We start from the raw sequence: 11,559 nt of genomic DNA, 5'->3' as shown, positions 1-11,559 counted from the left end.
GCGATGCGTGTATGGATCTGGCGACGGGTGTCGCTTCGGTCGTTGGCATGGTCGAATCTAACGCTCTGATAGAGGCGTTGAATCGAGCGGGTTTTCCTGCGGCGGTCATCAAATAATTCAGGAGTGATCCCATGAGTTCAGTGAACACGGAATCCGGCAAACCGGGTTGTCATAAAGATACCGATAACAACGCACAGCATCATAATCATGAACACGGTTCTGATCCCCATGTTCATGTTGATAGCGCGGCGCACCAGGAACTGATTATCGAGGGTGCTGGTTGTGCCAGCTGTGTGGGAAAAATCGAATCAGCTCTGAAGGCGGTACCGGGTGTGGAGAACGCGGAAATGAATTTCGCTCAGCGCACCGTCAGCGTGATTGGCAATGCAGCCGCGTCTGACTTGCTTAAGGCTGTGGAGAAGGCGGGCTATAACGCCAAGCTTGCGGCTGCTGAGAATGAAGATGATGCATTGGCCGAAAAAGAGAAGGCGGATCAGGCTTATTACAAGCGCTTGATGAAAGAAACCTGGATTGCTCTCTCACTGGGTGGCCCTTTGATGGCCTATGCGCTGATCACTGGTGAAGTCAACGTCAACACCACCACAGAACGCATCGCCTGGTTGGTCGTGGGTATTCTGACTTTTGGTGTTCTCTATTTTTCCGGCAAGCACTTTTTTGTCGGCGCCTGGAAGTCCTTTCTCAATCATTCTGCCAATATGGATACGCTGATTGCTTTGGGTACTGGCACGGCGTGGTTGTATTCCATGGTGGTGGTGTTTTTCCCAGACGCCGTTCCCGATCAGGCGCGCCATGTCTACTTCGAGGCTACGGCGATCATTATCGGCTTGATTGATCTTGGCCTTGCACTGGAACTGAAAGCCCGCGGTCGTACCTCGGAGGCCATTAAGCGCCTGATTGGTTTACAGGCAAAAACAGCACGGGTCATTCGCGATGATAAAGAACTGGATATTGCTATCGAACAGGTTCTACTGAACGATGTGGTCCGTGTGCGGCCAGGTGAAAAAATTCCCGTCGATGGCGAGGTAATCGAAGGGCATACCGCTATTGACGAATCCATGCTCACCGGCGAGCCGATGCCGGTAGAAAAAGCTACTGGGGATACCGTGGCGGCGGGCACCATCAATAAGTCAGGCTCAATTCTGTTTAAAGCTACCCGCGTTGGTAAAGACACGGCGCTGGCGCAAATCATCAATATGGTCAAGCGCGCACAAAACTCTAAGCCGCCCATTGGTCGTTTGGCTGATGTCATCTCAGCCTATTTTGTTCCGGTGGTCATGATTATCGCCGTAGCGAGCGCCCTGACCTGGTTGAATTTTGGGCCGGAACCAGCGGTAGCTTTTGCGATTGTATCGGCGACCACTGTATTGATTATCGCCTGTCCCTGTGCGCTAGGCCTGGCAACACCGATGTCAGTGATGGTGGGCGTGGGCAAGGCCGCGGAGGCGGGCGTGCTGATTCGTAACGGCGAGGCCTTGCAAACCGCGTCGAAGATATCGGCGATGATTCTGGATAAAACCGGCACCATCACCCTGGGCGCGCCGAAGGTTACCGATGTGTTGGTGGCAGGTGAACATGACGAGCAGGCGGTGTTGCGATTGGCAGCAACGCTTGAATCCGGCTCCGAGCATCCGTTGGCCATGGCTATTGTTGAAAGTGCTCACGAAAGAGGGATCGAAATGGGCAAGGTCTCAAATTTTAACGCCATTGCCGGCCACGGTGTGCAGGCGGAGGTGGACGGAAAAACACTGTTGTTCGGCAATGAAAAGCTCATGCGCGAGCGCACTATCGAACTGGGTGATTTTGTTGAAAAGGCCCAGATGCTGGCCGCCGAGGCTAAAACGCCGATGTATTTCGCCGTTGATAATAAGCTCGCAGCGATTATCGCAGTAGCCGATCCAATTAAGGAAGACTCCATTGCTGCCATCAAGCGCCTGCAACATAACGGCATCCGGGTGGTGATGCTCACCGGCGATAACCGCGCCACAGCCAGGGCGGTAGCGGAAAAAGCCGGTATCAAGGAATTTTTCGCCGAAGTGCTGCCGGAAGAAAAATCCAAAAAAGTGCAGGAACTGCAGATGGAAGGTGAAGTGGTGGGCATGACCGGTGACGGCATCAACGACGCGCCAGCCCTGGCCATCGCCAATGTCGGCTTCGCTATTGGCACAGGTACCGATGTGGCCATTGAAAGTGCCGACATCACCCTGATGCGGGGTTCGTTACATGGTTTGGCCGATGCCATTGCAGTGAGTAAAGCGACCTTGCGCAATATCAAACAGAATTTATTCGGCGCCTTTATTTACAACGTGGCCGGCGTGCCTTTTGCGGCTGGCGTGCTGTACCCATTCTTGGGCTTGTTGTTGAACCCGGTGATTGCCGGGGCCGCGATGGCGTTTTCATCACTCACTGTCGTGACCAACGCCAATCGATTGCGTTTGTTTAAAGCGCAGGAACACTAAGCCCAACACCAGGAGAAATACCACATGTTACTGATCAATATAGCCGGATTTGCGTTAATCGCTCTGATTGTGTGGTGGTTCTGGCTTTACAAGCCGAAAGAAGCTGAGCTGGGGGAAAACGATCTGGTGATTACTGTTGAAAATGGCACCTATTCCCCTTCTCGGATTAAAGTGTCGACCGGAGAACCTGTCGAAATCAAATTTATCCGCAAAGATCAATCACCCTGTTCTGAGACTTTACTGATCCCTGACCTGCAAATCAGCGATACCCTGCCACTGAACAAATTGAAAACCATTCAGTTACCCGCGTTGGCAGCAGGTGAATACGCGTTTCATTGCCAGATGCAGATGTACCGTGGACTGATCACGGTGAAATAAGTAGAAGGATCTGATGAACATCAATAAAGTCACGGCCATTTTTGATGAGTTTCGCCTGAAAGACGTGGAAGAGGCCTTGATACGACACGGGGTGACGGGTTTTACCTTACACCCGGTTCGCGGCCGGGGTTATTACTTCGACAGTTTTAACGAAAACCACTTGATCAAGCATATTCAAATGGAGATTTATGCCGAGGCTGAGCAGGCGAGGGAAATTGCGCAGCTGATTGTGGATGCGGCGCATGTTAATGCCGATAGCGAAGGGCTGGTCTGCATCGTACCAGTCAACGATCTGATTTGGATACATGATAAACGCAGCGCAACAGACAACGATTTTCAATTTCACAGGTGAGGTGTTCCATGGCAACCCAAAAATCATCATTCTGGTTGACCCCCAAAGGCCTGGCCGCCCTGGGTTTAATTGCAGCGGCGAGCTACTTTCTGCTGATCGAGCACCGGCAACACGTCTGGCAGTTTTTACCTTTCCTGATTCTCCTGGCCTGCCCGTTTATGCATCTGTTTATGCACGGCGGACATGGGGGGCACGGCGGCCACGGTGACCATGGCCAGCACGAGGATGAATCCGACCAGGATGCTTATCAACGTGGCTTGGAAGAAGGTCGCCGGGAAAACGAACATCGTCATCACCATTAACCCAATACATAACAGGAGATGAAGTATGCACGGTGAATCCGCTTACGGCCTCTGGACGCTGGTGATACTCAATTCAGCAATATTTATTTTCTTTGCCTTCAGTTTTACCAAACCGAAAACCAAAACTGACTGGCGAAGCTTTGGTGCTTTCTCGGCGTTTATTATTGCACTGTTTACCGAGATGTATGGCTTTCCCTTAACCATTTATTTCCTCTCCGGCTGGCTGGCGGAAAAATATCCAGGTATTGATTTCTTGTCCCACGAGAACGGCCATCTTTTGCATACCCTTTTCGGTTTTGAAGGTAACCCTCATTTTGATCCGCTGCATATCGCCAGCAATGTCCTGATCATTTTGGGTTTCTTCCTGCTTGCCTCAGCGTGGAATGTACTGCACAAGGCACAGCAGACCCGGTCGCTGGCCACTACCGGCTGGTACGCTCGTTGTCGCCATCCGCAGTATGTTGCTTTTATCCTGATTATGTTCGGCTTCCTGTTGCAGTGGCCGACCATTCCAACGCTGGTGATGTTTCCGATACTGGTAATGGTTTACGTGCGACTCGCAAAGCGTGAGGAGCGGATGGCGCTGGAAGAATTTGGCGAAGTTTATCGCCATTATATGGAATCTACGCCAGCGTGGATTCCGAAATTTAAAATCAATGAAACTGAAACTGTCTGAGGATAAACCGATGAAAAAACTAATCTCCACCTTGGTAATAGCCGCCGCGATTTCTTCGTCGGCGTTCGCGGAAAAAGTGCACGAACATGGCGACAGTAAAGATCAGCCAATGGGCGGAATGATGATGGGCCATGAGCAAATGATGGCAATGCATGAGCACATGCAAAAAATGCACGACATGATGGCGAAAATCAAAGCCGAAACCGATTCGGAAAAACGCCAGAAACTGATGCAGGAACATATGCGAGTCATGCAGGAAGGCATGCGGCTAATGGGTGATGGTATGGCAATGGGCATGACCAAAGGTGAGTCATCAAAAATGGACGACATGGATATGATGAAGCGCATGGATGTGATGGAAGAACGAATGGGCATGATGCAGATGATGATGGGGCAAATGATGGATCATGAGTCTGAATCCCAAAAATCACCTGTCCACAAACACAAAAAGTAGATGGATCGCTTATTCAATCTGTCGGTTGGAAGGAAAACACTATGAGTGAGCATCGGTCAGGTATCAATCCAGGTTTTCTAGCCAAACACAGCTTAAGTTTACGTGGAGTGAATGAAAGCAACGCGCAAATCATTGCAGAGGAGCTGGATGAGCTTCCTTGTGTAGACGGTGTTTGGCTGAACGAGCGCAAGCAATCGCTGAAGATTGCCTACGATGCCTCTCACCACAATATCGATGAAATGATCGCCATTGTCGAAAAGCATGGCGCGGCAATCAAAGATAACTGGTGGAGCCGCACAAGGGTCGGTTGGCAGCGACAGATTGACGAAAATATTAAGGATAACGCCAGGCATGAAGCACACTGTTGCAACAAGATCCCGCCCCATTAGAGGAAAAGGAAAATGACTAATGCAGAGCATCGATTGGGCGTATCGGAAGTAAATCTGGTAGTGCGCCATTTGAGAGTGGAGCCTGTCGATCAGACCAATTTGGAAGCGGCTATTGCCGAAGTCGATCAGCTCTATGGTCTTGATGGAATCAGCTTTGACGAAAAAAGACATGTGCTGAATCTTGCTTATGACGCATCCAGAATTTGTCTGGATGGTATCGAAGATGTGCTAAAAAAGCATAACGTCGAAGTAAGCCATGATTGGTTGACGCACTTTAAAGAAGGCTATTACAAATTTATCGATGAGAATGTTAAAGACAACGCCAGCCACGAACCTTGGAGCTGTCATCAAACACCCCAGGACGCTAGCCGTAAGCGCTAGTGTATACCTGCATGATTAATGTCGATAAATAGAGGAATGCAGTTTTAAGCATCCTGCATACCTTTCAGCGAATACCCAGAAAGGGGCCTAACTATTATTTGAAGGAGTCCTGAATGCAGAAAAAAGACGACCGTTCGACACATTACGACGAAGGTAGCCTCACTCTTTCGGGTACGGTGATGCTCGGCACTGGGGTGATGATCGGCGCAGGAATATTTGCGCTAACCGGGCAAATGGCAGAGATGACTGGTGCATTATTTCCACTGGCATTTCTCGCGGCCGCAATCATCGTTGGTTTTAGCGCTTACTCTTACATCAAAATATCCAATGCCTACCCATCGGCAGGGGGGATTGGCATGTATCTGCATAAGGCTTATGGCGACCGGTTGCCCACTGCGTTTAACGCACTACTAATGTATTTTTCGATGGTCATCGCGCAGAGTTTTCTTGCGCGTACGTTCGGTTCTTACACCATGCAATTATTTGGCGGTGACCCATCAGGACAAATGACGCCTATACTCGGCGTCTCCCTAATTCTGGCGGCGTTCATTGTGAACCTGTTGGGTAATCGGCTGATTCAAGGGGTTGCAGGATTTATCGGTCTACTGAAAATTGGTGGCATCCTGATTTTTGGCCTCGTAGGTATCTGGTTAGCGGATAGCCTGGCAGTGGACTTTGACCATGTAAGCGAGACTGGTTCAGCCAGTAATTTCCTCGGTGCCACAGCGCTGGGGATTCTGGCATTCAAAGGCTTTACCACCATTACCAATAGCGGTTCCGAGGTGATCAATCCACACCGCAATGTTGGTCGCGCGATTGTTATTTCGATTGCTGCCTGTGTCGTTATCTATACATTGGTTGGTTTTTCGGTGGCCAGTAACCTATCACTCAGGGAGATTATTGAAACCCGTGATTATTCCCTGGCTGCAGCCGCTCGACCCGCACTCGGTGAGTACGGCGTGTGGTTCACCGTTGCGATTGCCATGCTGGCGACTGCGGGAGGGATTCTTGCCAGTATTTTTGCAGTCTCCAGAATGCTGGCGATGCTAACAGAAATGAAGTTGGTACCCCACAGACACTTCGGCATGCCGGGCAGCATTCAGAAACATACACTGGTATACACCGCCGTGCTCGGTCTTGCGCTCACTGCGTTCTTTGATCTTTCCCGTATAGCAGCACTTGGCATCGTTTTCTATCTGGTGATGGATATCGCCATTCATTGGGGTGTTCTGCGTTACTTGTTGGACGATGTTAAAGCGAAGAGCTGGGTTCCCGTTACCGCAATTATATTGGATTTGCTCGCACTAAGCGGGTTTGTCTGGGTAAAGGTGAATTCAGATCCATTCGTGCTGGGTGTGGCCGTTGTCACAATGATCCTAATCGCTGCCGGCGAGCAACTATTCCTTGGATCTGAAAAACGAAAGCAAGCTGTGTCCCAAAGTCAGGCGCATGAACATCATCATTAAAAATCATGTGGAGGAAGCCTGCCAGGCACAGAACGGGACTCTAGTGGTTAACTTTTGTTTTTTGGAGAATGGTAATGGATCAAGTTAGCACACTTAAAGCGATCTATATGGGCATCGACACCCACCAGGAACTGGTGGTGTGTATGCGCAGCTATCGTGACTTTTTGAGACTCTAATCGATGAGTCAATCCACAACTGAGAAAAAATTATGCAAATTGAAACCTTAAAAGATGTGCTGCACTGGACCCGGGAATTTCACCAACATCTCAGTCAGTGCTTATCCCATTGCGCAGACAAGAATACGGATGAACGGGCCCGGATGATTCTTGCTTACCTGTCCGATCACGAAAAAAGTCTCACAAAAGTTGTCAATGGCTTCGAAACCTCGGGCGATGAACATGCGCTGAACACCTGGTGTATGGAATATGTGGCAAAGCATCCTATCGTCCGACATGCACATTGCGACGCGCCTTTTGCCGAGCTTGATGCCGCGCAAATCATGGAGGTGATTGTCGATCAGCATCAGCAGGTGATTGAGCTGTATCGCTATCTCGCCTCAAGGGCGGATATCCCCTCTGCCAAGGAGTTGATGGAATCACTCCGGTCGCTGGAGGAACACGAAATGATGCGTATGGTGCAGTCTGCCAACCGGTTCGGGGATATGTAGAGACACTAATTTATTACAGATACACCACCATAAACGGAGGAATAGTCATGACACTTAATGCGTTCAAATTCGGGATAGCCAGCGCGATTACCGCGGCGATACTGTGGCTGGCTTGCAGCCTGTTGGTGATGTTAATGCCCGCCATGATGTTATCCATGTCTGGGGAAATGGTGCATATGCAACTGAATGAGATGGGTTGGCATTTGACATTCACTGGCGTTGTTGTGGGACTGGTGGCTTGGTCAGTGTCAGCGGGTATCGCCGGGTGGTTGCTGGCGGCTATTTACAACCGCTTGCAGTAAGCCGATGGATTATGAGGTGCCATATCAGTGACCATGCCCTTCCGAGTCTTGCCCACGTGCGGTGAGTATCTGGTATTGGTCGGGAGACAGTTCCGGCAACCGCTTCAGGAACGCCACCATGTTCCAGATACGTTCATCGTCATGCCCCGGTCCCCAGGCGGGCATGCCCGAGGCCTTGATGCCATGTTTAACAATCCAGAATTGTCGTTTACTGGCCTCGTCGTCATTTTCGGTGTTACCGGTGTGATCGTGTCCATGTTCATCACCCGCTAGAGTTAGGTTGGGTGGTGTGGGATATAACCCCAGGGTGAAATCACTTTCGGTTTTACCCGGCTTCAAATGGCACCCTGCACACATATCATTGTAGTCGGCGCCACCTGCCAGTAACCGCTCCGGTGCGTTTAGGTCGCTAGGAACCTTAATGTCACTGGCGGCGCGTGCGACGGAACGTTCACGCAAGGTTTCCAGCAGCCAGTAGGTCAGCCGATTGTGGGGAACGTCGGCGCCTATTGGATAGAGTCCGGAATACAAAAACGCCAGACCGCCAATGATCGATATCGCTGCTGCGATAAGCAGACATTTACCACAGGTTAGAAATTTGAAAGCGGCCATGACATCTCCATCCGGTTTGAATCTTAGCAATATCGCTCGAAATGATAGACCGTGGGTCGTCAGTGTTTGTGTTCAATCGATTCATCATTCGCGGTGTGTTCTTTCTGTACGCCGTCTTCTTGGTTTGCGTTTTCTGAAGCTTGATTATCTTGGTGCATGTCTTTCATACACTGCTGCATCATGGCCTGCATCACCGGATCATTCATGTCCATCTTGCTGTGATCCATATTTTTCATGGCGGTGCAATCCGGTTTTTCAGCGTCTTTCATATGTTCTTTAGGTTCATGGGCCTGTGCTGAGAAAGCGATGCCCAGTGTGGAGAACACGATGATAGTGGCTAGTGTTTTCATATTCATAAAGGTGTTCCTCATAGGTGTTTAAAAAGTTTCTATATCAACTTGGTGATTGTTAAAACCAGAATCGCAGTCCCGCGACGAATTGGGTGCCTGACGTATCTTGGCCTGCCGCGCGGCGGTAATCGGCTGTGTCGCCATAGGTGTCTGTCCATTCCACACCGATGTAGGGAGAAAATTGACGGCTGAATTCGTAACGCAGGCGCAAGCCCAAGGCGAGATCCGAGAGGCCCGACCCCAATCTATTATCAAGATCATCCTTGCCATACAGATTCAGTTCCGCGCGGGGCTGTAAAATGAGCCGCTGTGTCAGCAGCAACTCGTACTCGGCCTCGGCAGAGAGTGCGGTCCGACCGTCGTCGCCAACATAGGCAGTCACATCCAGCTCAAACCAGTAGGGCGCCAGGCCTTGCATACCAATTGCCAGCCACTGGCGATCCTTACCTTCGTCATATAGGTCAAGTCGAACGCCGAATTGGGTGTCGAAATAGGCGTTGAGCGCATGGCCCCACAACAGCTCGGTAGAACTTTCTTCCAGCGTGCCGTCTGCGATATCACCCTCCGCTTTGATGACAAAGCGGTTGTAGGTGGTGCCATACCAGGCCTGTATATCGTAAACCGTGCTATCGCTGTCTTCCTGATACTCCAGGCGATCGCCCAGAACGGACCAGAAGGCGTGCTCGTCCGCCAGTTTCAGTTGCCGTGGCCCCGGCTGTGCATAGGGGCCTTCGGTCAAGGTGTAACCGTCGGAATAAGCGTGGGGATCGCGGGCATCGGCTGGCGCACTACCACCCTGCATTTGCATATCGCCGTGATCCATTTGCGCCAGGGCCGTATTTACTTGAAGGGCACCGACAATAACAACCAGTGTTGTGAGATATTTCACCGTATTAAGTCTCATGACACCACCACCTCGCGGAACATGCCCGCATCCATATGGAACAGCAAATGACAATGCCAGGCCCAGCGGCCCAGATCATGGGGTGTGGTCAGGTAGCTGATGCGCTGCGCTGGTTGCACGGGAATGGTATGGCGGCGCACTCGCAATTCACCCTGGTCAGTTTCCAGTTCGCTCCACATACCATGTAAGTGCATGGGGTGGGTCATCATGGTGTCATTTTGCAAAATGATTCTAACGCGTTCGTTATGACGCAAGGAGACTGGTGTGCTTTTGCCGAATTCAAGCCCGTCGAAGGACCAGCTATAGCGTTCCATATTGCCGGTAAGGTGTAGTTCCAGCTCTCTTGCGGGCGGGCGGCGGTCATCCAGCACACCATCGATGGATTTCAGGTCGGCCAGCGTCAGCACGCGGTGGCCCTGTGGGCGCAGCCCACGCTGGCTTAAGTTACGCAGGCCAATACCGGGGTCGTCGAGATTGGTACTTGGCGTATCCACCCGTTGGTCAACCGAAGCCCCGTATTCGGTTCGGGCGTGGCGTATGGTAGATGAAGGTTTGGCAAGCGGGTTCTCAGAACCCTGCTGCATGCCGTGCATACTGTGGTCCATGGCCATACCGCCGGACATTTGGGAATGATCCATCTTGGTTTGGCCCATGGAGTCCATTTTCATCATGTCGTGGCCCATGGCGCCACCACCCATTGCTCCCATCATATCCTTCATGGTTAACCACTCGGGGGGATCGGGCTCTGGCACCGGTGCGATCAAGCCCTGTTGCACGGCCAGAGTGCCGCGGGCATAGCCGCTGCGTTCCATGCTCTGGGCGAAGATCGTATAAGCGTCGTCCTGGGGCTCGACCATGACATCGTAGGTTTCGCCGGGGCCAAAGCGGAATTCATCCACAGTGACCGGCTCGACATCCTGGCCATCGGCCTGGATCACCGTTAACTTCAAACCGGGAATGCGAACATCATAAAAGCTGTTGCTGGCGGCATTGATAAACCGCAGCCGTACGCGATCACCGCGCTGGAACAAGCCGCTCCAATTGCCCGCCGGGGTGGTGCCATTCATCAGGAAGGTGAGGGTGGCCGCCGACAGGTCCGCCAGATCGGTCGGGTTCATCCGCATCTGGTTCCACATCTGGCGTTTTTCCAGTGCCGCCTGCAAGCCCAGCTTGGAGACATCGGCTGTGAAATCGAAAAAGGTGGGCTGATTGAAGTTATAGACATCGCTTTGCACTTTCAGCTTGCTGAAGGCGCGCATCGGGTCTTCGTCGGTCCAGTCGGAAAGCTGTACCACGTAATCCTGATCGGCGCGGTGTCTTTCGCCTGCCCGTGGTTCAATGATCAGGGCGCCGTACATGCCCGTCATTTCTTGAAAGCCGGAGTGGCTGTGGTACCAGTAGGTGCCGCTCTGCCGTAGCGTAAAGCGGTAAACAAAGGTTTCCCCCGGTGAAATACCTGGGTAGCTGATTCCCGGTACACCATCCATTTGATAGGGCAGCAGTATGCCGTGCCAGTGAATGGAGGTGGCGACCGGCAAGCGGTTAGTGACGCGGATGGTGACGTCATCGCCTTCACGCAACCGTAGCGTCGGTGCCGGGATGGAGCCGTTGATAGTGGTCGCCATGCGAGTGACGCCAGTGAAGTTGACGGGTGTTTCGGCAATCACCAAATCGATTTCACGGCCGCTGAGCACTGGCGCTGAGTCCAGCGCGGTCGCGCCTTTTGCGGCGGCCTGCAACCAGGACGGTGTGGCGGCCAGCACGCCACCGGCTGCCAGGCCCTGCACGAAGCGGCGGCGACTAAGCTGCCAGGGCTGTTTGGGTCGGGGGAAACCATGGGTCATGAGTC

At 51.8% G+C, this 11,559-nt stretch carries 15 protein-coding genes; 11 read left to right on the top strand and 4 right to left on the bottom strand.

All coding sequences use genetic code 11. The features are described 5' to 3' along the window. Positions 1–131: 131 nt before the first annotated feature. The 11 genes from AACZ17_RS08665 to AACZ17_RS08615 all read left to right on the top strand — a co-directional run bounded on the left by AACZ17_RS08665 (position 132) and on the right by AACZ17_RS08615 (position 7,844). Positions 132–2,477 carry a heavy metal translocating P-type ATPase gene (locus tag AACZ17_RS08665; protein ID WP_339638134.1) on the top strand — a complete coding sequence of 782 codons (2,346 nt, stop codon included), beginning with the start codon at positions 132–134 and terminating at the stop codon, positions 2,475–2,477. A gap of 24 nt (positions 2,478–2,501) precedes the next feature. Continuing rightward, positions 2,502–2,855, top strand: a complete 354-nt coding sequence (locus tag AACZ17_RS08660) for a cupredoxin domain-containing protein (RefSeq protein ID WP_027948917.1) — start codon at positions 2,502–2,504, stop codon at positions 2,853–2,855. Between the two features lie 13 nt (positions 2,856–2,868). Next, on the top strand, positions 2,869–3,207 hold the full coding sequence (locus tag AACZ17_RS08655; RefSeq protein WP_027948916.1) for a P-II family nitrogen regulator: 339 nt from the start codon (positions 2,869–2,871) through the stop codon (positions 3,205–3,207). Between the two features lie 8 nt (positions 3,208–3,215). Then, complete coding sequence (locus AACZ17_RS08650) at positions 3,216–3,509, top strand: DUF2933 domain-containing protein (RefSeq protein ID WP_027948915.1); 294 nt, start codon at positions 3,216–3,218, stop codon at positions 3,507–3,509. Positions 3,510–3,534: 25 nt separating this feature from the next. Further along, a complete protein-coding gene (locus AACZ17_RS08645) occupies positions 3,535–4,185 on the top strand; it encodes an isoprenylcysteine carboxylmethyltransferase family protein (protein ID WP_339638130.1) in 651 nt (216 codons plus the stop codon). A gap of 10 nt (positions 4,186–4,195) precedes the next feature. Continuing rightward, positions 4,196–4,639, top strand: a complete 444-nt coding sequence (locus AACZ17_RS08640; protein WP_339638128.1) for a hypothetical protein — start codon at positions 4,196–4,198, stop codon at positions 4,637–4,639. Positions 4,640–4,680: 41 nt separating this feature from the next. After that, positions 4,681–5,028 carry a hypothetical protein gene (locus AACZ17_RS08635; RefSeq protein WP_339638126.1) on the top strand — a complete coding sequence of 116 codons (348 nt, stop codon included), beginning with the start codon at positions 4,681–4,683 and terminating at the stop codon, positions 5,026–5,028. Positions 5,029–5,040: 12 nt separating this feature from the next. Continuing rightward, positions 5,041–5,409 (top strand): cation transporter, encoded by a 369-nt coding sequence (locus AACZ17_RS08630; RefSeq protein ID WP_339638124.1) that lies wholly within the window; start codon positions 5,041–5,043, stop codon positions 5,407–5,409. Positions 5,410–5,522: 113 nt separating this feature from the next. After that, positions 5,523–6,875 (top strand): APC family permease, encoded by a 1,353-nt coding sequence (locus AACZ17_RS08625; RefSeq protein ID WP_339638123.1) that lies wholly within the window; start codon positions 5,523–5,525, stop codon positions 6,873–6,875. Between the two features lie 208 nt (positions 6,876–7,083). Further along, positions 7,084–7,542, top strand: a complete 459-nt coding sequence (locus AACZ17_RS08620) for a hypothetical protein (protein ID WP_022960192.1) — start codon at positions 7,084–7,086, stop codon at positions 7,540–7,542. A 47-nt stretch (positions 7,543–7,589) separates the two neighbouring features. Further along, the gene (locus tag AACZ17_RS08615) at positions 7,590–7,844 is read left to right on the top strand and encodes a DUF5676 family membrane protein (protein ID WP_022960193.1); all 255 of its coding nucleotides are present in this window, start codon (positions 7,590–7,592) and stop codon (positions 7,842–7,844) included. 24 nt (positions 7,845–7,868) lie between these two features. On the opposite strand, the gene AACZ17_RS08610 is transcribed toward AACZ17_RS08615, so the two are convergent. Genes AACZ17_RS08610 through AACZ17_RS08595 form a run of 4 tightly spaced genes read right to left on the bottom strand, consistent with a single transcriptional unit; the run spans position 7,869 to position 11,554 of the window. Then, the gene (locus AACZ17_RS08610; RefSeq protein WP_290740149.1) at positions 7,869–8,456 is read right to left on the bottom strand and encodes a cytochrome c; all 588 of its coding nucleotides are present in this window, start codon (positions 8,454–8,456) and stop codon (positions 7,869–7,871) included. A gap of 59 nt (positions 8,457–8,515) precedes the next feature. After that, complete coding sequence (locus AACZ17_RS08605; protein WP_022960195.1) at positions 8,516–8,812, bottom strand: hypothetical protein; 297 nt, start codon at positions 8,810–8,812, stop codon at positions 8,516–8,518. 52 nt (positions 8,813–8,864) lie between these two features. Then, positions 8,865–9,710, bottom strand: coding sequence for a copper resistance protein B (locus AACZ17_RS08600; protein ID WP_339638112.1), 846 nt, complete (start codon positions 9,708–9,710; stop codon positions 8,865–8,867). Next, positions 9,707–11,554, bottom strand: coding sequence for a copper resistance system multicopper oxidase (locus AACZ17_RS08595; RefSeq protein ID WP_008250621.1), 1,848 nt, complete (start codon positions 11,552–11,554; stop codon positions 9,707–9,709). The genes AACZ17_RS08600 and AACZ17_RS08595 overlap by 4 nt, the downstream gene beginning before the upstream one ends. Between the last annotated feature and the right edge of the window lie 5 nt (positions 11,555–11,559).

The organism is uncultured Haliea sp., assembly GCF_963973825.1.
GTDB lineage: Bacteria > Pseudomonadota > Gammaproteobacteria > Pseudomonadales > Halieaceae > Haliea.
This window is presented reverse-complemented; position numbering and strand designations above follow the sequence as displayed.

What these genes read in the sequence shown, in the direction of transcription:
- AACZ17_RS08660 (WP_027948917.1), top strand. Translation starts at nt 2,502, where the DNA reads ATGTTACTGATCAATATAGCCGGATTTGCGTTAATCGCTCTGATTGTG.
- AACZ17_RS08655 (WP_027948916.1), top strand. Translation starts at nt 2,869, where the DNA reads ATGAACATCAATAAAGTCACGGCCATTTTTGATGAGTTTCGCCTGAAA.
- AACZ17_RS08595 (WP_008250621.1), bottom strand. Translation starts at nt 11,554, where the DNA reads ATGACCCATGGTTTCCCCCGACCCAAACAGCCCTGGCAGCTTAGTCGC.
- AACZ17_RS08610 (WP_290740149.1), bottom strand. Translation starts at nt 8,456, where the DNA reads ATGGCCGCTTTCAAATTTCTAACCTGTGGTAAATGTCTGCTTATCGCA.
- AACZ17_RS08650 (WP_027948915.1), top strand. Translation starts at nt 3,216, where the DNA reads ATGGCAACCCAAAAATCATCATTCTGGTTGACCCCCAAAGGCCTGGCC.
- AACZ17_RS08620 (WP_022960192.1), top strand. Translation starts at nt 7,084, where the DNA reads ATGCAAATTGAAACCTTAAAAGATGTGCTGCACTGGACCCGGGAATTT.
- AACZ17_RS08645 (WP_339638130.1), top strand. Translation starts at nt 3,535, where the DNA reads ATGCACGGTGAATCCGCTTACGGCCTCTGGACGCTGGTGATACTCAAT.
- AACZ17_RS08605 (WP_022960195.1), bottom strand. Translation starts at nt 8,812, where the DNA reads ATGAATATGAAAACACTAGCCACTATCATCGTGTTCTCCACACTGGGC.
- AACZ17_RS08665 (WP_339638134.1), top strand. Translation starts at nt 132, where the DNA reads ATGAGTTCAGTGAACACGGAATCCGGCAAACCGGGTTGTCATAAAGAT.
- AACZ17_RS08600 (WP_339638112.1), bottom strand. Translation starts at nt 9,710, where the DNA reads ATGAGACTTAATACGGTGAAATATCTCACAACACTGGTTGTTATTGTC.
- AACZ17_RS08630 (WP_339638124.1), top strand. Translation starts at nt 5,041, where the DNA reads ATGACTAATGCAGAGCATCGATTGGGCGTATCGGAAGTAAATCTGGTA.
- AACZ17_RS08625 (WP_339638123.1), top strand. Translation starts at nt 5,523, where the DNA reads ATGCAGAAAAAAGACGACCGTTCGACACATTACGACGAAGGTAGCCTC.
- AACZ17_RS08615 (WP_022960193.1), top strand. Translation starts at nt 7,590, where the DNA reads ATGACACTTAATGCGTTCAAATTCGGGATAGCCAGCGCGATTACCGCG.
- AACZ17_RS08640 (WP_339638128.1), top strand. Translation starts at nt 4,196, where the DNA reads ATGAAAAAACTAATCTCCACCTTGGTAATAGCCGCCGCGATTTCTTCG.
- AACZ17_RS08635 (WP_339638126.1), top strand. Translation starts at nt 4,681, where the DNA reads ATGAGTGAGCATCGGTCAGGTATCAATCCAGGTTTTCTAGCCAAACAC.